This is a genomic window from Maritalea mobilis (genome assembly GCF_004363175.1).
Lineage (GTDB): Bacteria > Pseudomonadota > Alphaproteobacteria > Rhizobiales > Devosiaceae > Maritalea > Maritalea mobilis.
This window is the reverse complement of the sequence record NZ_SNYR01000001.1, coordinates 311,456-335,354: the sequence shown is the minus strand read 5'-3', so window position 1 is coordinate 335,354 and position 23,899 is coordinate 311,456. Positions and strand designations below refer to the sequence as shown.

Genomic DNA, 23,899 nt, shown 5'->3' with positions numbered 1-23,899 from the left:
TTTTAGAACAACCCTTCGATCTGACCCGCATCATCAAGCTTGATGGCCTCTGCTGAAGGCACTTTTGGCAAGCCCGGCATGGTCATGATTTCACCGCAGATCGCCACAACGAAGCCCGCACCTGCTGAAAGCCGCACTTCCCGCACGGGGATAGAATGGCCTGTGGGCGCGCCGCGCATGTTTGGATCGGTGGTGAAGGAATATTGGGTCTTTGCCATACAAATAGGCAAGTCGCCATATCCGGCTTTTTCCCAATTTTTCAATTGGGTAAGCACCTTTTTGTCCATCACCACTTCGTCAGCGCGGTAAATTTCTTTGGCAATCTTTTCAATCTTATCCGCCAAGCCCAGATTGTCTTCATAAAGTGGCGAAAACTTGCCGTTGAAATTGTCGATCATATCAACAACATGTTCGGCCAAGGCTTTGGTGCCTTCTGATCCATGTTCCCAATGCTGGCAGAGGATGGCTTTCGCGCCCTCGCCTTCAACAAAGGTTTTCAGGGCGTCAACTTCAGCATCGCTGTCGGTCACGAAATGGTTGATCGCCACAACAGCCGGCACACCGAATTTTTTGATGTTTTCCAAGTGCCGCGCAAGGTTGGCGCAACCTTTTTTCAAAGCATCGACATTCTCGGCGCCCAAATCTTCTTTCGCTACGCCGCCATTCATTTTCAACGCGCGGATGGTGGCCACAACCACCACTGCATTTGGCGACAGGCCTGCCTTGCGACATTTAATGTCGAAGAACTTCTCTGCGCCCAAGTCAGCGCCAAAGCCTGCTTCTGTGACCACATAGTCGGCCAGTTTAAGCGCAGTTTTGGTGGCGATCACGGAGTTACAGCCATGGGCGATGTTGGCAAATGGGCCGCCATGGATAAAGGCTGGGTTGTTTTCCAGCGTTTGCACCAGATTGGGCTGCATTGCTTGCTGCAACAACACGGTCATCGCGCCGTCTGCTTTGATGTCACGGCAATAAACAGGTGTTTTGTCGCGGCGATAGGCGACGATGATGTTGCCCAAACGGCGTTGCAGATCTTCAAGATCTTCAGCCAAGCAAAGGATTGCCATGATTTCGGAAGCCACCGTGATGTCGAACCCGGCTTCGCGTGGGAACCCGTTTGTGGCGCCGCCCAAAGAGGTCACGATAGAGCGCAAGGCGCGATCATTCATGTCCAGCACGCGCCGCCATGTGATGCGGCGGATATCGATATCTTCCGCGTTGCCCCAATAGACGTGATTGTCGATCATGGCCGACAAGAGATTGTGCGCTGAGGTGATGGCGTGGAAATCGCCAGTGAAGTGCAAATTGATGTCTTCCATCGGCACCACTTGGGCGTATCCGCCCCCAGCTGCGCCGCCCTTCATGCCAAAGCATGGGCCGAGCGAAGGTTCGCGAATACAAATGGCGGCATTTTTGCCGATTGCGTTCAGGCCATCGCCCAAACCAACTGTTGTGGTGGTTTTACCCTCGCCCGCAGGTGTTGGGTTGATTGCTGTCACCAAAATCAGCTTGCCGTTTTCCCGGTTCGCTTGTGCTTTGATAAAGTCTTGAGAAATCTTGGCTTTGTCGTGGCCGAACGGCAAAAGATGTTCAGATGGAATGCCAAGTTTTTCGCCAATTTGCGCAATTGGCTGCTTGCGCGCTTCACGCGCGATTTCAATATCAGATTTAAAAGTCATTTCTGTCCCCACAGATTTTTTGCCGCGATTAAACGCGTTCATTTTGTAATTGTCTAGCCCACCAATCTGCGCGGCGGCCTATCCTGCGGATAATCCTTGGCTGATCTGTATATGTCGCCACTGCGTAGAGCATATGACAATCTTCATTCCGCCAATCCCGCCGCAAGGACTTTGTATGCGCAACCTCATTTTGATTCTGGGCGATCAACTTTCTCGCGATATCAGCAGTTTAGAGGGATTCGACCCGAAGCAAGATCACATTTTGATGTGTGAGGTGTGGGATGAGGCCACCTATGTAAAACACCACAAAAAGAAAATTGCTTTCCTATTTTCGGCCATGCGCCACTTTGCCAATGAATTGGAGGCTGACGGTATGCCCATCAGCTACACAAAATTAGATGATGCAGAAAATGCGGGCTCCTTTTCTGGCGAAGTTAAACGCGCTCTAGATCAATTCTCACCCGAAAAACTAGTTGTCACATTTCCCGGCGAATATCGGGTTTTGGAAGAGATCAAATCATGGTCAGAACGCTTCAATGTCGATTTCGATATTCGCGAGGATGGTCGGTTTTTTGTGTCGCCAGATTGGTTCGGAGAATGGGCCAGCGGACGCAAAAGCTTGCGGATGGAATATTTCTATCGGCAGTTGCGGCAGGACCATCGGATATTGATGGATGGTGATAAGCCTGAAGGTGGAAAGTGGAACTATGACCAAGAGAACCGTAAGCCGCCGCGTGATGGCATGAATGTGCCTGCCCCCTATCGCGGGCAAACCGATGAGATTACGCAGGACTGTATCGCGCTGGTTGCTGAACGGTTCGGTGATCATTTTGGTGATCTAGAGCCCTTCTACTTCGCGGTGACGCGTGATCAGGCGCTTTATGCCTTGGATAAGTTCTTTGACGAACGGTTCGGCCAGTTTGGTGATTATCAGGATGCGATGATTCAGGGGGAACCTTGGATGTTTCATAGCCATATCAGCTTCTATCTCAATTGCGGGTTGCTCAACCCGCGTGAAGTGGTGAAACGCGCCGAATTTGCCTTTTATGACGGGCAAGCGCCGCTGAATGCGGTGGAAGGTTTTATCCGGCAGATATTGGGCTGGCGCGAATATGTGCGCGGCATTTATTGGCTAAAGATGCCGGATTATGCGGAAGAGAATGCGTTGGATGCTCAGCGCGATTTGCCCTGGTTTTTCTGGACGGGCGAAACGCAGATGAACTGCCTGCGCCAGTGCATTTTGGAAACCAAAGAAAACGCATATGCCCACCATATTCAGCGTTTGATGGTGCTTGGCAATTTTGCCTTGTTGGCGGGGCTGGATCCGAAACAGGTCAATGAATGGTATTTGATCGTTTATGCGGATGCCTTCGAATGGGTTGAGATGCCCAATGTAACGGGCATGATTTTGTTTGCCGATGGCGGCGAGTTGGCCAGCAAGCCTTATGCGGCCAGCGGCGCCTATATCAACCGCATGTCGAATTATTGCGAGAACTGCACCTATAAGGTGACACAAAAGAACGGGCCAAAGGCCTGTCCGTTCAACTATCTCTATTGGGATTTCTTCTTGCGCAACAAAGATAAGCTGAAAGGCAATCCGCGGTTGAATAATGCTTATGGCACCCTCAATCGCATGAAGGATGAAAAGATCGACGCGATCCGCGCAGATACGCATCGATTTTTGGAAAGCCTTGACGAATAGAAGCCAAAACCGACAATAATCTCAACAGTTTTAGATTTATTGGTCGGGTTATGGATATTTCAAAATTTGTGTCTTGGGCTGGGCTGGCGCTTGGCTGTGCTTTTATCGTTTTGCAGTTTTATCTCTCCATACCGCTTCGCTTGGCCAATGGCGATAATCTTTTCGGTGCTTTGTGGTTTTTGCTGACCTTTTTCACCATCCTCACCAATATTGGTGTCGTGTTGGTGCACCTATCGACTCAGACTACAGTTGAAGGCTTAGGCTGGTTCCGTCAGGCCCATGTGCGCGCCATGTTTGCTGTGCTGATTTTTGTGGTGATGTTGGTTTATCATTTTGTTTTAGCGCCGCTTTGGCAACCTCAAGGCCTGTTCGCCGTTGCCGATATTGGCCTGCATTATGTTACTCCGCTGCTTTATCTCGCATGGTGGCTGACCGCCCCACGGGGTGAAACCGCAAAGTTCAGCGACATTCCAATTATGCTTTTGCCGCCCGTCCTATATTTGGTGTGGGCCTTGGCGCGTGGGCTGATGGTGGGGGAATATCCCTACCCGTTTTTGAATTATGATGTGTTGGGCGCGGCCCTTTTGGCGCGAAATATTGTTGGCTTGTTTCTCTGCGTCGCCCTGCTCTATGCGCTGTTTATCTTCATTGAAAACCGATTGCCCAAACAGGCTTAGGCTTGCCAAATGGGGCAAATCATATCAATCTAACTTCAAGTGAGCTTTAGGTGTTAAATGATTGATATTGCCCAATTATCAAAAAAAACTGGCCTTTCCGCCTCTAAATTGCGCTATTATGACGAGATGGGACTCATCCAGTCTGTCGGGCGAAAAGGTTTGAAGCGCTTATTTGATGCAGACGCAGAAATGCGGCTGTCGCTTATCGCGCTGGGACAGAATGCCGGATTTTCGCTGGATGAGATTAGGGGCATGTTTGGTGCAGGAGAAAATGTACGGATAGATCGCGAAAAGCTACACAATAAGGCGGACCAACTGGATCGGAAAATTGAAAAGCTGAAGGCCATGCGCGACGGATTGCGTCACGCAGCAGAGTGCCCTCATGAAGACCATTTTCAATGCCCAACATTTCAGCGCCTTATGAAAGTGGCCAGCGCATCGCGGCACCAAACGCAGAGATCGGGACGCCAGTTATGATGGATAAACTCAAAAATTCGAGCGGGATTGACCCCGCCTTCTTGGAATTTTGCCAAGCACTCGCCAACAAAAACCGCCAGCGGATTCTGTTCGAAATCTTCACAGATAAGAGCGAACATAAGGTGGGTGAAATTGCGGAGAAGTCTGGTTTGGCCATTTCCACGGTGTCTGAACATCTGACGCAGATGAAGAAAGCTGGCATTCTCAGTTCTCGCCGCGCGGACAATGTTGTGTTTTACAAGGTCAATAAAGAAGGTATTTCGCAGTTTCTTCGTCACATCGAAACCTGGCTCAGCTGTTGCTGAGCTAGGGTTGCAATTCGTTCAAATATCTATTATTTCGTATTTTCCCGAAATTACGAAGGAAATGAGAATGGGCAGATTGTTGGTTGGCACTTTGGTGGTTATCACCGCCATTGTTTTTGGCATTTGGGCGCTTTATTTAGAACCAAAGCTCACTCTATTTTCTCCGGAAAAACGCCTGCACCATTTCGCACATATGGAAAATGTATTTCCCAGCCGCACCATCAAGACAGGCAGCAATCAGCAAGAATGGGCAGTTGCATTGCAGGATGTTGCTGCGGCTTATCACTTCGAAGGCGCTCAACGCGACCGCGATGAGTTTCTCACCCGCACCAACACAACGTCCCTGCTCGTGATTAAAGACGGCATGATCGTGCATGAGGAATATCGGCACGGATATGATCAAAATAGCCGCGCAACGTCCTTCTCTGTTGCTAAGTCTGTAGTCGCCACGCTGATGCAAATTGCGCGTCAGGAGGGCAAAATCGACAGCTTTGACGATCCGGTGGTGAAATATCTGCCAGCAATGGCCGAAAGCGGATTTGCGCATGCCAGCCTTGAGCACGTGCTCAATATGTCGTCCGGCATTGCCTTTTCAGAAATCTATGAAGATGAAAGTGCGGACAGTTATAAGATTTTTGAGCGCCTGTTTCTGCAGTTTCAACCGCTGAAATCGGTGACCGCCAGCTATGGCAGCCAAAATGTGCCGGGCACACAATTTGAATATGCCAGCATTAATACGCAACTCTTGGCACAGGTGCTGATGGCAGTATATGGCACCAGTTTGAGTGATCTTGTTGAAACCAAATTATGGCAACCACTCGGCATGAGTAGCGATGCGGTTTGGAACACTGATATTTACGGCACTGAGCTCGGCTTTATGGCCCTCAACGCCACCCCACGCGACTTTGCCCGCTTTGGCCTGATGATCAGCCAATTGGGCCGTGTGGGCAGCGCGCAAATCATTGACGCTAAATGGATCGATCAAATCCGCACCGCGCCAGAACCCTATCTACAGCGTCGCCAAATTTACGATACCTGGGGCTATCACCATCAATGGTGGTTACCCGACGGCAACACCCAAGACTTCGTCGCCATCGGCATTTGGGGCCAGATGATCTATATCCACCCAGAGCAACAGCTGGTGATTGTTAAAACCGGGGCAGACCCTGATTTCCACGATCATGAGGTTGAAGCGATTGCTTTGTTCCGGGCGATTGGGGACGGGTTGGAGGTGGAGTGAACCATTCATAAATGGGATTGAAGGCGTAAAAAACTATTTTTAATTCCTAATACTGGGATTGACCTGATTAGCGGAACATCGAAATATTTATCTTTCAAAATAAAGGTAAATGATGAAACGCAACTTTGATTTTTATAATTTCTTGAATAAATATGGCCTGTTAGCGATTGCTATTTTCATCGCCTTTTTAGTCGTATTACACGCGGGAATAAGAGAAGGTGTACCACCGTTTGGCGCGAGAGTGGGAACAATTGAAACGTTTTCTTCAGTTGCTACACTTATCGTCGGCCTTTATGCAATTGTCCTTCTTAATCGACGCACGCAAGCGCTTGAAAATACGCTTGGACATCAGGAAAGAAGTGAACTTGATGCCCGTTTCAAAGACGGTGTCGAGCTTCTCTTCAAAGATGAACGCTCTTCCTTGGCCGGTGCCCTTGTCCTTGAAAGGCTGGCAATTGTAGATAAAGAAAAATTTCTAGATCCTGTCATCGAAGTTCTAGTTTCAGCGTTACAAAACTCTCCAAATGATCAGATTAGCGTCTGGAGAAGCGCTAAATCTCGTCTTGCTGAAATATCAGATTTAAATAAAAGCAGTTTCGATTACACTTCTTATCTGAATTTTCCTATTCAACCGCCTAAACATCAAAACCCCACCCAAACCGAAATAGAAAATGAAACAACAGATTTAAAAAATATAATCCAATCTATTGAAGCAAATGAACATACGCGTTTTGCAATTGCTCAAATACTAGGAAAGTTACGATATATAAAAAAATATGAGATTGGTAAAATTGATAAAAAATCCTACTTGAATGTTCGGGATATATATCGCGATAAAATTACTGGTAGATACAAAGATAGAATTGGCAATATACCTGCAATTTTGGTTCAAGGATCCACCATAAACCTAACCTGTTTAGATTTGGGATTGTTAAAATTTTATTTGGACTGCCATCGAATAATTTTTGAAAATGTAGATCTGGACCATGTGGATATGGGTGGAAGTAAGCCAAGATACCTCACATGTAACAACTCAAGTTTTTTTGGTGGTTTCATTAGCTTTTCGGACGGCTGCAACATAGAGTTTAATGAGTGTTTGGTTGGGGAATTATCGTTTAATTTTTTTGGGTGGTCAGCATTTAAGGGGCAAGATGTGCGGATGCATAAGTGCACAGTATCGCAAATTCACTACCATCATATGCCTAACCCAAAGTCGTTTTTTATTCATCTGCACGGATGTACAGTTGTCGACCTAGATTTGGTGATAGACAGTAATCAGGACGCGTTTAAATTCACAGAGTGTTTCAAACTTGAAAAATTTGATTCTAGATTTGAAACAAATTATCTTGGATATCCAGTTCCTAAAAATTTGTCTAAATGAGTTAGCTATGGCTTTTCATTACCTTCATTGGCCCAGACGCGGATAAGCAAGCGCGTAGATACACCATAGTTTCAAGCCAAAAACGCTTGGCACAAGGCGCTATGGACAAGGCTTACAAAGAAAAAAATAGACCGCAAATTGTCTAACCTTGGAAGGGTTAGACAATTCAGAAATCTAACTATCTGAAATGTCGGAAGAAAAAAGTAACATGGCGGGTGGGGAGGGATTCGAACCCCCGGAACGCTTGCACGCTCGCCGGTTTTCAAGACCGGTGCATTCAACCAGCTCTGCCACCCACCCGCAATGTGAGAGGTGATCTATCGCACCTTGCGATCAGTTGCAAGGGCTTAAAGACCATTCTTTCAAAATTTTACGGCAAAATAATTGTCGAGCCCGTAGTTTCTCGATTTTCCAAGGCGTTATGTGCTTTGGCAATATCTTTCAGCGCGAATTTTTGGCCGATATTCACCTTCACCACGCCATTCTGAATCACATCAAACAAGGCTTTGGCATTATTGGTGAGTTCCTCATAGGTGCTGGTGTAGGCGCCGAGCATGGGGCGCACCACATGTAATGAGCCTTTGCGGGCCAAAATGCCGAGATCAGGAATGGATACGGGACCTGTTGCGTTGCCATAGGACACCATAAGGCCGTGCGGCTGCAAACAGTCCAAGCCGCGTTCAAAAGTGTCTTTACCCAGGGAATCGTAAACGACGCGGACGCCCTTCCCGTTTGTGGCCTCGCGTACCTTTTCAACAAAACCATCTTTTGATGAGTTGATCACCACATCGCAATTGTTGGCTTCAGCAAGGGCCATTTTTTCTTCAGAACCAACTGCGCCGATCACATAGCCGCCTAAATGTTTGCCCCATTGGCACAGAATCGAGCCGACACCACCTGCGGCTGCCTGCACAAACATCGCATCGCCTTTTTTCAACTGATAGGTGAGGAAAAGCAAATAATGTGCTGTTAGACCTTTTAAAAGTGATGCTGCCGCAACGTCATCTGAAACGCCATCGGGCAACGGCACAAGCTTATCAGCCGGGATATTGCGATGGGTGGAGTATGAGCCCATGGCGCCGCAGTAAACAACACGGTCGCCGGGTTTCACGTTGGTGACACCCTCGCCCACCTGCTCCACAATGCCTGCGGCTTCCATGCCGGGCGTAAACGGTGTTTCTGCCGGATAGAGGCCGGTGCGGAAATAGACGTCGATGAAGTTCAGGCCGATGGCAGTATGTTTGATTTGCGCTTCGCCTGCGCCGGGTGCGCCCAATTCAAAGTCGACAAGGTGAAGCTGATCGGCGCCACCTGTTTCGTTCACAACAATTTTTTGCATGAGGCATCTCCCTGATTCAATTCTGCTTGGCTGATTTTTGCAGCATCTGTAGGTCACCGAGAATAGATCAGCTACAAAGAATGTCCATGGGCGAAATGCGACAATTTCACATTGGCCATTTGGCGTGTGATCATACATACTCGCTTGAAATTGTGGGACAAAACTATGGCTGAATACGATATTGCAATTGTGGGTGGCGGCTTGACGGGAGCCGCGTTGGCGGGGCTTTTGAAAGCGCGCGGCAAATCGGTGGTGCATTTTGCACCGGTGATGGAAAAAGACTTCCGCACCTCGGCCTTGATGATGCCTACCGTTGAGTTTTTGCAAGATTCGGGCCTTTGCCCTGATCCTGACGCGTTAGGCTATCCGCTGCGGCAGATCAGAATCATCGATGCCACCAACCGCCTTCTACGCGGCCCTGAGGCGCTGTTTGACAGCCGTGAGGCTGGGCACGAGCAATTTGGCTACAACTTCCCCAATGCGGACTTGCTGCCGCGGTTTCAGGCCTTTGCGGATGATCAGCCGGGTGAGATCACCAAGGTGGAGGCTCGGGTTGGATTGATTGACCGCCAGGATGATGGTGTGTTCGTGATCACCGATGCACACCAGAACGAGCACCGGGCGCGTTTGCTGGTCGGCGCCGATGGTAAAAAATCTATGGTGCGCCAGCAGTTTAGCTTTGAGTTTGATGAGGAACAGTTCGCCCAGTCAGCGCTCGTGTGCGACTTTGAATTTGAGCGCTCAATTGGCGACTGTTCTATCGAATTCCATTATGAAAACGGCCCGTTCACGCTTGTGCCTGCACACAATAACAAGATCAATCTGGTGTGGTTGGATCAACATAAAGTGCTGAATGAGGCGCTGGCGCTTTCAGATGAGAAATTTGAGAAGCTGTTGGAAGATAAGGCAAATCACCTGTTTGGGCATGCTAAGCTGCTGACCAAACGGTTTGTGTTCCCCTTGTCGAATTTGCATATGCGTGTTGCGGGCAAGGATGGTGTGGTGCTGGTCGGCGAAGCAGCGCATGCTTTTCCACCTATCGGCGCGCAGGGGCTGAATTTGGGTCTGCGCGATGTGGAATCTTTGATCGAAGCGATTGATGAGGTTTCACCACAGAAACAACCGCTTACCCGCGCTGATGCGGATCGAGTGAGCGCGCTTTATGCGGCAAAGCGTACGCCGGATTTAATCAAAACGGGTGGTTTTGTTGATGGGCTGTTCAAGTCGCTCTTGTCGGACTTTTTGCCCGCACAGCTTTTGCGGCTGTCTGGGTTGTGGGCGTTGAAGTCTGTTTCGCCGCTAAGAAAATTGGCGTTTAAAATAGGAATGGGGCGCTAAAAAGCGCCCCAAACATCTAAAAACTTCAGCTATAATTTTAGAAAATTACAGCAAACTCTAATTGCCTGTGTTTTCCGCAGGCTGGTCACTGCCCTCGCCTGACTTCTCTTTGCGCAATTCTTCCGCCACACCTTGCAATTGCTGCTCAAGTGCATTTTGGCCAGAAGATTGAGCCTGGAACTCAGCTGGTGTGAAATAAGTGTCGCCTTCATACACCGCGGTGAAGCCTGAAAGGTTCACGTCGACCACCAAATCTTTGTTGGCGCGGTTTTTGGCTGACAATTTGAGCTTCGCACCGCGCTTTAACGCGCCGATGAATGCTTCATTGACCACCAATTGGCCTGTGCATTTGGTTGGGTCACATGTGACAAACGGCATGCGGATTGGCTTGGTGTTGTCGACCTGCCATGTCAAACCGAATGGCAACAGAACGGCCAACGGCATTTCGGCGATGGCCAAATAGCGGTTTTCGCCTGATGGATCGTCGCGCAATGTGAACGCGCCAATTTTGTTGCCGCCTTGGTAAACCACTTGCCGCACGATACAGGCCAGCTCACCTGAGCTGAGCTTGTCGCACACTTTGAGCCAGTTATCTTCTGGCTTGCGCTCTGGTTGTTGTGAAGCGTCTTGTGCCAACGCGCCACCAGCTAGTGACATGGCCAACATGCCGGCTGCTGCAAGTTTTGCACCTGACTTAAAAATATTGAGCATAACGCACCCTAATTGTTTCGCGAGCACGTGGATGGCTCGCGTTTTCAGTTCCACCCTATTGACGTTCTAAATCGGGCAATAACATGACAAAAACTTCAATCAAACCGCTTTTATCAAAAATGGTTTCTGCCCAATGTTAACGTCGTCTTGTTAAATCCCCCGCTCATCCCTGCTCTGCCAGCTTAGCCAGTTGAGCCAAAATTCGGGCGGCACCAGTCAGTTTTTTGTTATTGTCTGGCCAGTTGCGCGCAAAGACAAGCTTTTGATCCGGACGCACTTTAGCTTTTTCTGCTGGATTTGCAATAAGTTGCACAAGCGCGGCAGGATTCGGAAACTCACCGTTGCGCAAAGTGATGACTGCGCCTTTGGGGCCTGGATCAACTTTTTCGACATTTGCCCGGCGGCACAGCGATTTCACCAGCACGATTTTGAGCAAATGTTTCACTTCTTCTGGCAGTGGGCCAAAGCGGTCGATCAGTTCTGCACCGAAGGCGTCAATCTCTTGCGCTTCGCTCAAGTCGCCCAAACGACGGTAAAGCTGCATGCGGACCTGAAGGTCTGGCACATAATCTTCTGGGATCATCACCGGCATGCCCAACGAGATTTGTGGTGACCATTGGTCTTCCACCTCATCTTGATCATTGCCAGTTTTGAGCTGTGCCACTGCTTCTTCCAGCATGGCCTGATAGAGCTCGAAGCCAACTTCCTTGATGTGGCCCGACTGTTCTTCGCCCAAAATATTGCCTGCGCCGCGAATATCGAGATCGTGGCTGGCCAACTGGAAGCCCGCGCCAAGACTGTCGAGTGATTGCAGGACAGAAAGGCGGCGATTTGCCGTGTCGGTGAGCTTTTGATGCGCTGGCGTGGTGAACAAGGCATAGGCACGCACTTTAGAGCGGCCAATGCGCCCCCGGATCTGGTGCAATTGTGAGAGACCGAAATTATCGGCACGATGGACCACCAATGTGTTGGCTGTTGGGATATCCAGCCCAGACTCAACAATGGTGGTGGCGACCAACACGTCGAACTTGCCATCATAGAAGGCGTTCATGATGTCATCGAGTTCACCGGGGGACATTTGGCCGTTGGCGACGACATAGCTGACCTCTGGCACATGCTCGTCCAAAAATGCGGCGATGTCTGCCTGATCTTTGATGCGCGGCACCACATAGAAACTTTGGCCGCCACGATATTTCTCGCGCAACAAGGCTTCGCGGATCACCAAACTATCAAACGGCATCACAAAGGAGCGGACGGACAGACGGTCAATTGGCGGGGTTGCCAAAATGGACAGATCACGCACGCCAGTGAGTGCCATTTGCAATGTGCGCGGAATTGGTGTGGCGGAAAGTGTGAGCACATGTACGTTTGATTTCAGTTCTTTCAAACGCTCTTTATGGCCGACACCGAAATGCTGTTCTTCATCGATGACCAGCAAGCCGAGATCGTGGAACTTAACGCTTTTGCCGAGCAAAGCATGGGTGCCGATAACGATATCAACGTCACCGCTGGCCACGCCTTCTTTGGTGGCCTTAAGCTCTTTTGGGGAAACCAAGCGCGATGCCTGACGCACGCGCACTGGCAAATCCGCAAAGCGCTCTTTGAAGGTTTTAAAGTGCTGACGTGCGAGCAAGGTGGTGGGCACCACGACTGCAACTTGTTTGCCAGTGAGCGCCACGGCAAAGGCAGCGCGCAACGCCACTTCGGTTTTGCCGAAGCCCACATCTCCACAGACCAAGCGATCCATCGCACGGCCGCTGGTTAAATCTTCAAACACAGAATCGATGGCGTTGAGTTGGTCGTCAGTTTCTTCAAACGGAAAGCGCGCGCAAAATTCTTCGTAAAGCCCTGTTGTTGGCTCGATCACATCGCCTTTGGTCAATTCGCGTGCGGCGGCGACCTTGATCAATTGATCGGCCATCTCCCGAATGCGTTGCTTGAGCTTAGACTTCTTGGCTTGCCACGCAACGCCGCCCAGCTTGTCCAACACGCCCGCGCCGCCTTCAGACCCATAGCGCGATAAAAGTTCGATATTTTCGACAGGCAGATAAAGACGATCGCCTTTGGCATATTCGATTTCAACGCAATCATGAGGCGCACCCGTCACCTCAATGGCCTTAAGGCCTACAAAGCGACCAATGCCGTGATCCACATGCACCACCAAATCACCCGCCGCCAAACCGCTGGCCTCCGTGATGGCATCAGCGCCCTTTTTGCGTTTGCGCGATCGGATGATCCGTTCGCCCAGAATATCTTGCTCTGACAGGACAAATTGGCTGTCGGTCTCAAAACCAGATTCGAGGCCAAGGACAATCAGACCGATTGTGTGTTTGCCCAATTTTTGGGTTTGCTGCCAGAACTGAATGAGGTTTAGATTCTCATATTCATGATCTTTGAGCACTTGCGCCATGCGGTCGCGCGTGCCTTCACTCCAGCAGGCAATGATGGTGCGTTTGCCTTCTGCCTGCTTGGTTTTAATGCGGTTGATCACGGCCTCAAACACATTGGTGTCTTTGGCTTGCCGTTCTTGCGAGAAGTTGGCGACCAATTGGCCATCCAGAGACTTCACTTCCGCATCAGGACGCTCCAGCGAATGGAATGGCGTGATTTGAAGCAGCTTGGTGCCAAGCCATTCTGCTGTGTCGTCCTGCAAATCATAAAGCAGATCTGGCGGTAGTGGCTTATAGGGTGCGCCACCTGTTTGCGGTTCGCTTAGGGCCTCAAAGCGCGCTTCGTAATAATCAGCAACTTGTGCCATGCGCTCCGAAATGGCCTGGCTGACCTGATCGTCCAATATCCAAGTCGCTTCGCCTGTGAAGTCGCGGAAATTGCCCATATCTTCATAAAAGAAGGGTAGCCAATGTTCCATGCCCGCAAAGCGCTGCCCAGCGCTGATGGCGGCATAAAGCGGATCATTTGCCGTGTCGCCGCCAAATTGGCGGGTATAGGCACGGCGGAAGGTTGAGATTGCTTCTGGCGTGAGCACCACTTCGCTCATGGGCACCAAAGCCGCAGATTTTTGCTGCGCCAAGGTGCGCTGTGTTTCAGGATCAAAAGTCCGGATTGTTTCCAGCGATGCGCCAAAAAAATCGAACCGCAACGGCGCTTCAGCGCCAGCCGGGTAAAGATCAACAAGGCCACCGCGCACGGCAAACTCGCCTTCTTCTCGCACCGTTGGGACCCGCAGATAGCCATTGACGCTGGCCCATTCGATCAGCTTTTCAGTGCCGATATTTTCGCCTACCTTAAAGAACAGTGCAAATTGCTGCACCAGTTCTGGTGGCAAGGTCTTCTGAACAATTGCATTGACGGCGGTGACGACAATTTTGCCCGCATTGTTGCCAGAAGCCAATTGCGCCAACGTGGTCATCCGTTCGGCCAACACGCCCGCATTTGGCGACACACGGTCATAAGGCAAACAATCCCACGCGGGGAACAGCAGCACATCATGATTTGGGCAAAGCCGACGCAGATGTTCAGCCATTTTCTGCATCCGCCGACCATCACGTGCCACAAATACAGCGGCAGGTGCATTGGGTGCATCTTGCTGCAATTGCTCTAGTTGCTGGCTGACCACAATTGGCTGCATGCCATCTGGCACACCGCACAAATAGGTGCTGGGGATTAGGCTGAAGCTGTCGCCCTGCTCGGCCATTGCTAGTCTCCCGACCGCACTTTGTCGCGCTGATAGGCGATGATCATGTCGAGCAATTCAACATCCTGACATTGCGTGGTACCGGGTTGGCCAATGATCCACTGATATAGATCTGCGTCTGTCTCGTTCATCAGATTTTCCAAACGATCCAGCATTTCTGCGTCAAAGTTCCGGATTTCCTGATCAACAAAACCACCCAAAATGATGTCCATCTCCTGCGTGCCGCGATGGTTGGCGCGATATTTGATGCGCTTCAAGCGGTCGAGATGGGCTTGGTCGGTTGGGTTGTTCATGTTGGTGCTGGTCATGGCATCACCTTAGAAGACGCGAAAGGAAGTGACGCCTTCAATATTATCAATCGTTGGATTTGTCAGCAGGCTGATTGATTTTTTTGCCCCTTTAGGCTGATGTAGACGCACTTGTTCTGATTTATGAACATTTATGGAAGGATATGGCGTGGCGCGGCCGCAACAACTCACCCCGCTTTTTGCATCGGTCAAGAAACTAAAGGGAATCGGCCCGCAATTGGCCCAAACCATGGCTCGCTTTTTCGGCGCGCCGGAAGGGCAAGACGCGATTCTGTTGGATTTGCTGATGCATATGCCTGCGGGGCTGGTGGATCGGCGTCACCAACCGGGAGCGGCATTTGCGCAACCGGGTGCCATTTCCACTTTTTTGCTGACCATTGATCAACATCGTGCACCGCCTCGCGGCAATAAGCGTGTGCCTTATCGCATCATTGCCCATGATGACACAGGCGAGATGATGTTGACCTATTTTGCAGGACGCGCCGCATGGTTGGAAAAGACGCTGCCCGAAGGCGAGCAACGCTATGTCTCTGGCATGGTGACGGCGTTTCAGGGGCAAAAGCAGATCAACCATCCTGATTTTGTGGTGAAGCCAGATCAATTTGACGAAATGCCTTTGGTTGAGCCGATTTATCCGCTGACGCAAGGGTTGAGTGCGAAAAAGATTCAAGGTGCGGTGCGCGATGCCTTGGCGCAAATGCCGGAGATGCCTGAATGGGTGCCCGAAAATCGTCTCACCTTAAATGGCTGGCCAAGCTTTGCAGATGCGATGCGGCAAACCCATATGCCCGGCACACCTGGCGAAGCGGCGCTGGATGGCGCTGCGCGGGCGCGGCTGGCCTATGATGAATATTTAGCCGGCCAATTGACCTTGCAAATCGTGCGTTCAACCCTGACGCGGGAAACCGGCATTGCTCGCGAGTTTAGCGGTGCACTGGCAGAAAAGGTGCGAGGCGCCCTGCCCTTTAGCCTGACGCCGGGGCAAGAATCTGCCCTTACCGATATTTACGCCGATTTGCGGCAAAAGCGGAAAATGGCGCGGTTGATCCAAGGCGATGTGGGGGCTGGCAAGACAGTCGTCGCGCTGCTGGCGATGGCGGCCATGGCCGAAAGTGGTGCGCAAAGTGCGTTGATGGCGCCCACGGAGATTTTGGCGACCCAGCATTTCCATTCCATTTCGGCCATTTGTGATCAAGTTGGACTGAAAGTCGCTTTGCTAACCGGGAAAATGCCACAAGGAGAACGCCGCGCGATCCAAGCGAAAATCGCAGATGGCGAGATTGATATTGTGGTGGGCACTCATGCCCTGTTTCAATCCAGCATTGAGTTTCAGCAGTTGGGTCTAACCGTTGTGGACGAACAGCACCGATTTGGTGTGCATCAGCGCTTGGCCTTGTCTGATAAGGGCCGCAAGACCGAATTGTTGGTGATGACCGCAACGCCCATTCCGCGCACCTTGGTGCTTACCCATTTTGGCGACATGGATGTGAGTTTGCTGACCGATAAGCCTAAAGGGCGGCAACCGATTGATACGGCCATTCTTTCAGAAAAAGACTATGACCGGGTTGTCGCGCGGTTGGGACAGCGGATGCATGAAGGGGTTCAAGCTTTCTGGGTGTGCCCGTTGGTTGAGGAATCGGAACATTTAAATGCCACTTCGGCGGAAGATCGGTTCAAAGCGCTCAACCAAGCATTTCCGGGGCGTGTTGGGCTTGTGCATGGGCGCATGGCGGCTGCGGACAAACAGGCAGTGATGGAGCAATTTGCGGCTGGCGAGTTGCAAATTTTGGTCGCGACCACCGTGATTGAAGTGGGCGTCGATGTGCCAAACGCCAGCATAATGATCATTGAACATGCGGAACGGTTTGGCCTGTCACAATTGCATCAGTTGCGCGGCCGCGTGGGCCGGGGCAGCAAAAAATCGGCGTGCCTGCTGCTGCATGGGGAAAATCTGAGCGAGATTGCGCAAAAACGGTTGGAGACCATCAAGGAAACTGAGGATGGGTTTAAGATTGCCGAACGCGATTTGGAGTTGCGCGGTGAAGGCGATCTGCTGGGCACGCGGCAATCGGGCATGCCAGGTTATCGCATTGCCATACCTGAATTTCATCGGGATTTTCTGGATATGGCGCATGAAGATGCAGCCAATATAATTGAAAGCAATCCGGGCCTGACTGGCCCGAAGGGGGATGCGGTGCGCACCCTGCTCTATTTGTTCCGGAAAGATCTCGCCATCCCGCTGATCAAGGCGGGCTAGCGTACCTATTTGGTGTTTTTTTGGTGGACGACTTCTTCAGCCTCTTCGGCCAGCTCTGCCATTTTCGCCTGATATTCAGGTGAAACGAGACCTGCGGAGATCACCAGTTTTGCGCCATCTTCCACAGACATATCAAGAATGATGATGTCTTTACGTGGGACAAACAGCAAAAAGCCGGATGTTGGGTTCGGCGTGGTGGGCAAGAAAACGCTGATAATGTCATCGCCGCGCACTTTGTCTGCCACTTCGCCCTTGGCGCTGGTGGAGATAAACACCAATGCCCACAGGCCCTCACGCGGATATTGGATCAAGCCGACCTGCTTAAAGTTGGAATGGCTTTGGCTGACCACAGTTTCGAAAATCTGTTTCAATCCGCGATAAAGCACGGACACGAACGGCATGCGGTGCAAAATGCTTTCGCCAAACTGCACCAACGTGCGGCCCACCAAGTTGGCGGTGAGGAAGCCGAGCAAAACGATTGCGATAAAAGCGATGACCAAGCCAAATCCGGGCACTGTGATCGGTAAATATGTGTCCGGATTATATTGTGACGGGATCAACGGTTTGACGAAATCGTCAACAATGCGAATGATTGACCATGTGATGTAGATCGTGAGGCCGATAGGCGCCGCGATGACCAAGCCTGTCAAAAAGTAATTCGTCAGCCGACGACCAGGGCCTGTGTGGTGAACAGGTTCTGCGCTATCGTCACTATGCTTTTTATCGTTTTTATCGTTCATCATAGAAACCTATATAGACCGCCGAATCCGCATTACAACGGCTTTAGCGCATTTTATCGCGAATACGAAGTCTGCCGCTTACTCAACCGTAACAGACTTAGCGAGATTTCGCGGCTGATCCACATCTGTGCCCATAAAGACCGCTGTGTGATAGGCCAATAATTGTACTGGAATCGCACAGATAATGGGCATCACAAATTCATGGGCGTCGGGCACGATGATGATCTCACTTACATCATCACCGGCAGATTTGGCCCCTGCCTCATCGGTGATCAAAATGATCTTACCACCACGCGCTGCAACTTCGTGCATATTTGAGATGGTTTTATCAAACAATTGATCAGATGGCGCGACCACAACCACTGGCAAGGTCTCATCGATCAAGGCAATCGGACCGTGCTTCAATTCGCCTGAGGCGTAACCTTCGGCGTGAATATAGGTGATTTCCTTGAGTTTGAGTGCGCCTTCCAATGCGATTGGAAAGAGTGAACCGCGGCCAAGGTAAAGCACATCATCTGCTTTTGACAGGGCGTGGCTGATTTGGTCGATCTTATCTTCAGATGCGAGAGCTTTGGTGATGGCGCCGGGCAGTTTGGCCAACATGTCGACCAGTTCAAACTCTTCTGCCTCTGAAATGGTGCCGCGCTGACGGCCTGCCGCAATGGCCAATGAGGCCAATACAGACAATTGCGCCGTTGTGGCTTTGGTGGAGGCTACAGAGATTTCAGGACCACACTGGATGGGGAAAACAATATCGCTCTCGCGGGCGATTGTGCTTTCCTGCGCGTTCACGATGGAGGCGATGTGCTGGCCCTGTGCTTTGCAATAGCGCAATGCAGCTAGCGTGTCGGCCGTTTCACCTGATTGGGAAATGAATAGCGCCAGGCCATCTGCATCCATCGGCGGTTCGCGATAGCGGAACTCAGACGCCACATCGACTTCAACTGGCAAGCGCGCGTATTTCTCAAACCAATATTTGGCGACCAAGCCCGCATAAAATGCAGTGCCACAGGCAGAAATGGTCAAGCGATTGAGCGACTTGAAATCAAATGGCAATTTAGCTGGCAGCTTCACCTTGCCGTTGGCCAAATCCAAATAATGCGAAACGGTGTGAGAAATCGCGTCTGGCTGCTCATAGATTTCTTTGAGCATGAAATGGCGGTGATTGCCTTTATCCACCATGTTCACACCCAATTGGGTTTGCGCCATAGCGCGCTGAACAGGCTGACCTTCGCGATTGAAGATGCGGGCATCGTCTTTGGTGATGGCGACCCAATCGCCTTCTTCCAAGTAGGTCACCTTGTCGGTAAACGGCGCGATGGCGATGGCATCAGAGCCCAAAATCATCTCATTGTCGCCATGACCAATGGCCAATGGCGCGCCCTGACGGGCGCCGACGATCAGATTGTCTTCACCTTTAAACATCATGGCGAGGGCAAATGCGCCTTCGAGCCGCTTGATGACGTTGGCCGCCGCATCAAAAGGCGCCGCGCCACGATCTAGCTCGCGGGTGACCATGAGCGCCACGATTTCGGTATCTGTTTCAGAAACAGGCTGATAGCCGTCCTTATCCAGCTCTTTTTTCAGTTCGCGGAAATTTTCGATAATGCCATTATGGACAATGGCAACGCGATTTGTGGTGTGCGGGTGGGCATTTTCCTCAGTCGGTGCGCCATGTGTGGCCCAGCGTGTGTGGCCAATGCCAATGGTGCCATCAAGCGGCGATTGTTCCAACCGTTCACGCAGATTGGTCAGCTTACCCGGTGCACGACGGCGGTCAATTTCGCCGCCAACAGACGTGGCCAAGCCTGCACTGTCATAGCCGCGATATTCAAGCCGCTTAAGCGCATCCACAATTCGTTCAGCCACAGGTGTCGTGCTGACAATACCTACGATCCCACACATATTTTGATCCTATTCGCTTTTAACCCACCGGGCACGGATGCGCGCGGCATAGTTTTCTTTATTTTCCTGACGTGCACGACCGATCGCCAGGGCATCTTCTTCAACATTCATGGTGACCACAGAGCCAGACGCCACATATGCGCCGTTTGCAATAGACACAGGCGCCACCAATGCGCTGTTTGAGCCGATAAAGGCATTATCGCCAATTTCGGTCACAAATTTGTTCTTACCATCATAATTGCAGGTGATGGTGCCTGCCCCAATGTTGGTGCCTTCACCAATTTTGGCGTCGCCAATATAGCTAAGATGGTTGACCTTAGAGCCTTTGCCGATCTCTGCCTTTTTGGTTTCGACAAAATTGCCCACTTTAACGCCAGCTCCGAGATTGGAACCGGGACGTAACCTCGCATAGGGACCAATTTGGCCATTGGCTCCCACATATGCGCCTTCCAAATGAGAGAAGGCTTGAATGTGCGCGCCTTTTTCCACGGTGACACCGGGACCGAACACAACATTTGGTTCGATCACCACATCGTTTTCGATTTTGGTGTCATAGCTGAAAAATACAGTTTCTGGCGCAACAAGAGTTACGCCTTCTTTCATGAAGTGGGACCGTTTTTCCTGCTGGAAAATATGCTCAGCTTCAGCCAGTTGGGCCCGGTCATTCACACCGAGTACGTTGACGAATGGGCATTCAACACCACGCACATGCTTGTTTTGTGCATTGGCGATTTCCACTGCATCGGTGAGGTAAAACTCACCCTTCACATTGTCATTTTTGATTTCATCAATCACAGCGCGCAGGCAATCCGCCTTGAAGCCCATAATGCCGGAATTGCAGAATTTGATTTTGCGCTCTTCAGGGGTAGCGTCTTTTTCTTCGCGGATGGCTTTGACTTGCCCATGTTCGACAAGGATGCGGCCATAGCCGAACGGTTCTGGCGTTTGGAAGCCAACGACGGCCAAATCAGCCCCTTCGTTCAAACAAGCTACCGTATCAGCGATCACCGCTGGTGAGATGAGCGGGTTGTCCGCGAACAGCACGAGCACGTAGCCATCGAAATCTTTCCACGCTTCGCGTGCTTCGCGCACTGCGTGCCCAGTGCCCAAGCGATCTTTTTGGATGGAGGTCGTGATGTGGCTATCCACAGTTTTAGCGTAATCGCGCACATGATCATGATCTGGGCCGATAACAATATGTCGTGATTTGGCTCCAGCTTCGGCGCAAGCGGCCAAAACATGGCCAATCATCGGGCGTCCGCCAACCTTATGCAGCACCTTCGGTTGATCAGACTTCATGCGCGTGCCCTCACCGGCACCCAGAATAATCGTCAAAATTTCGGTCATAAAATAAAGGTCCCCACCCCTTTTAAGTCCTGTATTTGGGCATATGCCACGAATGTGTTGGCAAAATGGTAAATTATATCTGCATTATTATTCTTAGTTAACAGTTTGATTCGCAGCTCTTTTGGGGAAAACTAGTGATGACGGAACAAGAACTCAATAAGTTTACACAATCAGATATGCGATTGTGGGGTCTTGTTGCGATTGCTTCACTTACAACCATGCTGGTCTTTTCTTCTGCCAGCTTGTTGTTGCCACAAGGTTGGAGCAACATGCTGAAAGAAACACCAAACAATCTTGGTACAATCGCACAAGTGCAATCTGAATTGCGGGCCATGCGCATTGAATTTGCCGCAATGAAGCGCGAATCCAATGTGGCAGACAGCCGCCTTACGTTAGGCGAAGAGAGCAACAGTTTTGTGTCAAAACGTGTGCGGGCGCTGGAAGCCAGCATTCCGATTTTGCTTGAAGCTTTGCCACCTGGCGCGCAATTGGACAAGAGCTTGATCACGGCTTCTATCAACGAAGCCAACGGCGAAGAGATTATTCGCGTTGATGATGATTTGAAGGTTGCCCGCTCTTACCTGTTTGAAACATTGCCCTTGGCCGAGAGCGCGCCACCGGAGCTGCAACAGGAATTGCCAGAAATTGTGGCCAATATTGATGGCAACGAGGTGCCAACCGAAATCACCAATATGGCCGCGTTGCCGGAAATTGATGCTGCGGCGGGCGCGCAGACTGATCCGATGACCACCGCCAGCGTGAATGCGATGGACGCATTGCCGAGTGCTGAAACCATCTACGGTGTGATTCTGGGACCGCGAATCGAGAAAAACAAAGCAGAGCTCAACTGGTTGAACATCAAAGCCAATGTGGGCACGCTGCTTTTGGGGCTGGAACCAAAGATGATTCCAGTGGTGAATGAATCAGATAAAATCCAACTTGTGGTCGGTCCTTTGGAAGAAGAGAACGATGCGCTGCGTTTGTGCAAAGAAATTATCCGTCAGGGCTATGTGTGTGAAGCAGGCAGTTTTGATGGGATTCCGCTGGAAGATTTGAGCTGATTTAGAAAAAATTTCAAAAGTTGAAATATTCTGGTTGACACAGACGCGAATAAAACTATTGTCCGCGCTGTTCGCTGATGAACAACGCTCTTGTGCCCGTAGCTCAGCTGGTAGAGCATCCGACTTTTAATCGGACGGTCGAAGGTTCGAATCCTTCCGGGCACACCATTCCCTTCAAAGACTTATCTCGGTTTCTTCACGCAGATTGCTTCGGTAAATTTGTTGTGTTTTTGCGCGAGCTTTTGCGCTTGCACCCGATATTTCTTGTTTTCTCCCAATCATTTGTGAATCTGAAACAGGTCTGCTTATATGCATGCCAATGATGATTTGCGCAGTGATTTGGAGCTTGTTTTTATGCCTGCCGCTACTTCCGCATTGCAGCTGTTCTGTTTTCCACAGGCTGGCGCTGACGCGGCCATATTTAAGAGCTGGGAGCGTTTTCTGAGCAATGATGTGCAGGTGACCCCAGTCACCTTGCCGGGCCGCGGTGTGCGGCTTGATGATGTACCACCAAGCGATTTTCAGCGCCTATGTGATGATGTGTTCGAAGAGCTACGTGCCAGCCAAATGAACCGCTTTGCATTTCTGGGCTCCAGCATGGGCGGATGGATTGCGTATGAATTAGCGTGGCGGTTTGAACAGGCAGGTCAAGCGCCTGAGTTCATCATCGCGCTAACGTCGCCCTCACCCGACCAGCCGCGGCATTTGCCAACGCTTGAAGATGAGGCGCGGATTACCGATGATTTGTTGGCGTTCAACCCAAACTTTAAAGAACTTATGCAATATCCTGAATTGTTGGAATTATTGCTGCCAACAATTATCAGCGATTTTCGGATGTGTGCAGCCTATAAGCCAGTGAACGGAAGGGTCATTTCCACCGATATTCTGGCGATTGCTGGGAATCAGGACAGTGTTACGCGCCCTGAGACTATGCAACCTTGGGCTCAGTTTACAAGCGGGCAATTTGACCTTCAGCAAATTGACGGTGAGCACAGTATGCATGAGGCGCCCAGCCCGGAATTGCAAAATATCGTCAATGACTTCGTGGCGCGAAAAACCCATGTCACTGCATGAGCAACTTGATGCATGTAGGTCGCGGATAAATCAGGCGTTAGATGCCGATCAAGCAGCCATTTTTTATGCGTCGCTTGACGAACTCAAGGAGTTGACGCCTCAAATTACGCCGAACGAAACGGCGAAATTTGGTCGTGTTTTAGTCCCCGCACAACGCCAAGCGCACATTTTGGGACGTAGTTTGGTCAGGCATTTCTTGGACTTGCCTACAATTGACTTTGATCTGACTGAAAATGGCAAACCAACTTTCCCGGGCATGCATTTCAATATTTCCCACACACAACAAGCGGTTGCGGTTGCCTTTCATCGGCACCATTCTGTGGGCGTGGATATTGAAACAATGTCGCGCAAAAAAGAAGCTGACAGTTTGATCGATATGGTGTGTCACGCCAATGAGAAAGATTGGATTGCCCAAAAAGCTACCGCTGAACAAGGCATTGGTTTTTTGCGTATGTGGGTGCGCAAAGAAGCGCTGTTGAAGGTGACGGCAACGGGGTTGATTGATGAGCTCAACACTATTGATGTACGGCTAAATACGCATAATCCAGTTGTTGAGTTTTCTGGTTCTTTTCGCTTGTTGGATTTTGATGATCCACAGGCCGAAATAATTGGCTGTTTAGCGGTAAATTCAGCTGTAAATGGCTGCGTTCTGACTTGCCTCAATAGCGCAGAATTGCTAGGTTTATCATAGATTTTGCGGGTC

The 23,899-nt window shown here is 50.5% G+C and carries 19 protein-coding genes and 2 tRNA genes; 12 read left to right on the top strand and 9 right to left on the bottom strand.

Annotated features, from left to right (window positions below):
* Positions 1-2: 2 nt before the first annotated feature.
* A complete protein-coding gene (locus tag ATL17_RS01435; RefSeq protein ID WP_133570997.1) occupies positions 3-1,679 on the bottom strand; it encodes a formate--tetrahydrofolate ligase in 1,677 nt (558 codons plus the stop codon).
* 175 nt (positions 1,680-1,854) lie between these two features.
* Here ATL17_RS01435 and ATL17_RS01430 point away from each other — a divergent pair, with 175 nt between their 5' ends.
* The 6 genes from ATL17_RS01430 (at position 1,855) to ATL17_RS01405 (ending at position 7,461) form a co-directional block, all read left to right on the top strand.
* A complete protein-coding gene (locus tag ATL17_RS01430) occupies positions 1,855-3,381 on the top strand; it encodes a cryptochrome/photolyase family protein (RefSeq protein ID WP_133570996.1) in 1,527 nt (508 codons plus the stop codon).
* A 50-nt stretch (positions 3,382-3,431) separates the two neighbouring features.
* Positions 3,432-4,058 (top strand): Pr6Pr family membrane protein, encoded by a 627-nt coding sequence (locus tag ATL17_RS01425; RefSeq protein ID WP_133570995.1) that lies wholly within the window; start codon positions 3,432-3,434, stop codon positions 4,056-4,058.
* Between the two features lie 57 nt (positions 4,059-4,115).
* Positions 4,116-4,535: a helix-turn-helix domain-containing protein gene (locus ATL17_RS01420; RefSeq protein WP_208111095.1), complete on the top strand. Its 420-nt coding sequence runs from the start codon at positions 4,116-4,118 to the stop codon at positions 4,533-4,535.
* Positions 4,532-4,840 (top strand): ArsR/SmtB family transcription factor, encoded by a 309-nt coding sequence (locus ATL17_RS01415; protein WP_166638857.1) that lies wholly within the window; start codon positions 4,532-4,534, stop codon positions 4,838-4,840. The genes ATL17_RS01420 and ATL17_RS01415 overlap by 4 nt, the downstream gene beginning before the upstream one ends.
* 67 nt (positions 4,841-4,907) lie before the next feature.
* Complete coding sequence (locus ATL17_RS01410) at positions 4,908-6,080, top strand: serine hydrolase domain-containing protein (protein WP_166638856.1); 1,173 nt, start codon at positions 4,908-4,910, stop codon at positions 6,078-6,080.
* Positions 6,081-6,189: 109 nt separating this feature from the next.
* The gene (locus ATL17_RS01405) at positions 6,190-7,461 is read left to right on the top strand and encodes a hypothetical protein (protein ID WP_133570992.1); all 1,272 of its coding nucleotides are present in this window, start codon (positions 6,190-6,192) and stop codon (positions 7,459-7,461) included.
* Between the two features lie 209 nt (positions 7,462-7,670).
* On the opposite strand, the gene ATL17_RS01400 is transcribed toward ATL17_RS01405, so the two are convergent.
* Both ATL17_RS01400 and ATL17_RS01395 read right to left on the bottom strand, forming a co-directional pair.
* Positions 7,671-7,761, bottom strand: a tRNA-Ser gene (locus tag ATL17_RS01400).
* Positions 7,762-7,831: 70 nt separating this feature from the next.
* Complete coding sequence (locus ATL17_RS01395; protein WP_133570991.1) at positions 7,832-8,800, bottom strand: quinone oxidoreductase family protein; 969 nt, start codon at positions 8,798-8,800, stop codon at positions 7,832-7,834.
* Positions 8,801-8,965: 165 nt separating this feature from the next.
* On the opposite strand from ATL17_RS01395, the gene ATL17_RS01390 reads away from it, so the two are divergent.
* Positions 8,966-10,138 carry an FAD-dependent monooxygenase gene (locus tag ATL17_RS01390; RefSeq protein WP_133570990.1) on the top strand — a complete coding sequence of 391 codons (1,173 nt, stop codon included), beginning with the start codon at positions 8,966-8,968 and terminating at the stop codon, positions 10,136-10,138.
* Positions 10,139-10,195: 57 nt separating this feature from the next.
* Here the strand turns inward: ATL17_RS01390 and ATL17_RS01385 are convergent, their stop codons facing one another.
* The 3 genes from ATL17_RS01385 to ATL17_RS01375 all read right to left on the bottom strand — a co-directional run bounded on the left by ATL17_RS01385 (position 10,196) and on the right by ATL17_RS01375 (position 14,812).
* Positions 10,196-10,849 (bottom strand): invasion associated locus B family protein, encoded by a 654-nt coding sequence (locus ATL17_RS01385; protein WP_133570989.1) that lies wholly within the window; start codon positions 10,847-10,849, stop codon positions 10,196-10,198.
* A 163-nt stretch (positions 10,850-11,012) separates the two neighbouring features.
* Positions 11,013-14,504 (bottom strand): transcription-repair coupling factor, encoded by a 3,492-nt coding sequence (gene mfd, locus ATL17_RS01380; RefSeq protein WP_133570988.1) that lies wholly within the window; start codon positions 14,502-14,504, stop codon positions 11,013-11,015.
* A gap of 2 nt (positions 14,505-14,506) precedes the next feature.
* Entirely contained in the window at positions 14,507-14,812 is a 306-nt protein-coding gene (locus tag ATL17_RS01375) for an FAD assembly factor SdhE (protein ID WP_133570987.1), read from the bottom strand.
* Positions 14,813-14,960: 148 nt separating this feature from the next.
* Here ATL17_RS01375 and recG point away from each other — a divergent pair, with 148 nt between their 5' ends.
* Positions 14,961-17,069, top strand: a complete 2,109-nt coding sequence (gene recG / locus ATL17_RS01370; RefSeq protein WP_246028610.1) for an ATP-dependent DNA helicase RecG — start codon at positions 14,961-14,963, stop codon at positions 17,067-17,069.
* Between the two features lie 5 nt (positions 17,070-17,074).
* Here the strand turns inward: recG and ATL17_RS01365 are convergent, their stop codons facing one another.
* The 3 genes from ATL17_RS01365 to glmU form a co-directional block, all read right to left on the bottom strand.
* On the bottom strand, positions 17,075-17,809 hold the full coding sequence (locus ATL17_RS01365) for a DUF502 domain-containing protein (protein ID WP_133572160.1): 735 nt from the start codon (positions 17,807-17,809) through the stop codon (positions 17,075-17,077).
* Positions 17,810-17,887: 78 nt separating this feature from the next.
* A complete protein-coding gene (glmS, locus tag ATL17_RS01360) occupies positions 17,888-19,714 on the bottom strand; it encodes a glutamine--fructose-6-phosphate transaminase (isomerizing) (protein WP_133570985.1) in 1,827 nt (608 codons plus the stop codon).
* A gap of 9 nt (positions 19,715-19,723) precedes the next feature.
* The gene (gene glmU, locus ATL17_RS01355; protein ID WP_133570984.1) at positions 19,724-21,061 is read right to left on the bottom strand and encodes a bifunctional UDP-N-acetylglucosamine diphosphorylase/glucosamine-1-phosphate N-acetyltransferase GlmU; all 1,338 of its coding nucleotides are present in this window, start codon (positions 21,059-21,061) and stop codon (positions 19,724-19,726) included.
* Positions 21,062-21,198: 137 nt separating this feature from the next.
* On the opposite strand from glmU, the gene ATL17_RS17040 reads away from it, so the two are divergent.
* The 4 genes from ATL17_RS17040 to ATL17_RS01330 all read left to right on the top strand — a co-directional run bounded on the left by ATL17_RS17040 (position 21,199) and on the right by ATL17_RS01330 (position 23,887).
* Positions 21,199-22,122, top strand: coding sequence for a hypothetical protein (locus ATL17_RS17040; RefSeq protein ID WP_246028609.1), 924 nt, complete (start codon positions 21,199-21,201; stop codon positions 22,120-22,122).
* 92 nt (positions 22,123-22,214) lie between these two features.
* A tRNA-Lys gene (locus tag ATL17_RS01340) sits at positions 22,215-22,290 on the top strand.
* A 141-nt stretch (positions 22,291-22,431) separates the two neighbouring features.
* Positions 22,432-23,196, top strand: a complete 765-nt coding sequence (locus tag ATL17_RS01335) for a thioesterase II family protein (RefSeq protein ID WP_133570981.1) — start codon at positions 22,432-22,434, stop codon at positions 23,194-23,196.
* Positions 23,183-23,887, top strand: a complete 705-nt coding sequence (locus tag ATL17_RS01330; RefSeq protein WP_166638853.1) for a 4'-phosphopantetheinyl transferase family protein — start codon at positions 23,183-23,185, stop codon at positions 23,885-23,887. Before ATL17_RS01335 ends, ATL17_RS01330 begins: the two co-directional genes overlap by 14 nt.
* The last annotated feature ends 12 nt before the right edge of the window (positions 23,888-23,899 follow it).

Excerpts from the sequence above, each read along its gene's own strand:
- ATL17_RS01375 (WP_133570987.1), bottom strand. The coding sequence starts at position 14,812 with ATGACCAGCACCAACATGAACAACCCAACCGACCAAGCCCATCTCGAC.
- ATL17_RS01390 (WP_133570990.1), top strand. The coding sequence starts at position 8,966 with ATGGCTGAATACGATATTGCAATTGTGGGTGGCGGCTTGACGGGAGCC.
- ATL17_RS01430 (WP_133570996.1), top strand. The coding sequence starts at position 1,855 with ATGCGCAACCTCATTTTGATTCTGGGCGATCAACTTTCTCGCGATATC.
- ATL17_RS01395 (WP_133570991.1), bottom strand. The coding sequence starts at position 8,800 with ATGCAAAAAATTGTTGTGAACGAAACAGGTGGCGCCGATCAGCTTCAC.
- ATL17_RS01385 (WP_133570989.1), bottom strand. The coding sequence starts at position 10,849 with ATGCTCAATATTTTTAAGTCAGGTGCAAAACTTGCAGCAGCCGGCATG.
- glmU (WP_133570984.1), bottom strand. The coding sequence starts at position 21,061 with ATGACCGAAATTTTGACGATTATTCTGGGTGCCGGTGAGGGCACGCGC.
- ATL17_RS01415 (WP_166638857.1), top strand. The coding sequence starts at position 4,532 with ATGATGGATAAACTCAAAAATTCGAGCGGGATTGACCCCGCCTTCTTG.
- ATL17_RS01330 (WP_166638853.1), top strand. The coding sequence starts at position 23,183 with ATGTCACTGCATGAGCAACTTGATGCATGTAGGTCGCGGATAAATCAG.
- glmS (WP_133570985.1), bottom strand. The coding sequence starts at position 19,714 with ATGTGTGGGATCGTAGGTATTGTCAGCACGACACCTGTGGCTGAACGA.
- ATL17_RS01335 (WP_133570981.1), top strand. The coding sequence starts at position 22,432 with ATGCATGCCAATGATGATTTGCGCAGTGATTTGGAGCTTGTTTTTATG.
- ATL17_RS17040 (WP_246028609.1), top strand. The coding sequence starts at position 21,199 with ATGACGGAACAAGAACTCAATAAGTTTACACAATCAGATATGCGATTG.
- ATL17_RS01365 (WP_133572160.1), bottom strand. The coding sequence starts at position 17,809 with ATGAACGATAAAAACGATAAAAAGCATAGTGACGATAGCGCAGAACCT.
- ATL17_RS01410 (WP_166638856.1), top strand. The coding sequence starts at position 4,908 with ATGGGCAGATTGTTGGTTGGCACTTTGGTGGTTATCACCGCCATTGTT.
- ATL17_RS01405 (WP_133570992.1), top strand. The coding sequence starts at position 6,190 with ATGATGAAACGCAACTTTGATTTTTATAATTTCTTGAATAAATATGGC.
- ATL17_RS01420 (WP_208111095.1), top strand. The coding sequence starts at position 4,116 with ATGATTGATATTGCCCAATTATCAAAAAAAACTGGCCTTTCCGCCTCT.
- mfd (WP_133570988.1), bottom strand. The coding sequence starts at position 14,504 with ATGGCCGAGCAGGGCGACAGCTTCAGCCTAATCCCCAGCACCTATTTG.
- ATL17_RS01425 (WP_133570995.1), top strand. The coding sequence starts at position 3,432 with ATGGATATTTCAAAATTTGTGTCTTGGGCTGGGCTGGCGCTTGGCTGT.
- ATL17_RS01435 (WP_133570997.1), bottom strand. The coding sequence starts at position 1,679 with ATGACTTTTAAATCTGATATTGAAATCGCGCGTGAAGCGCGCAAGCAG.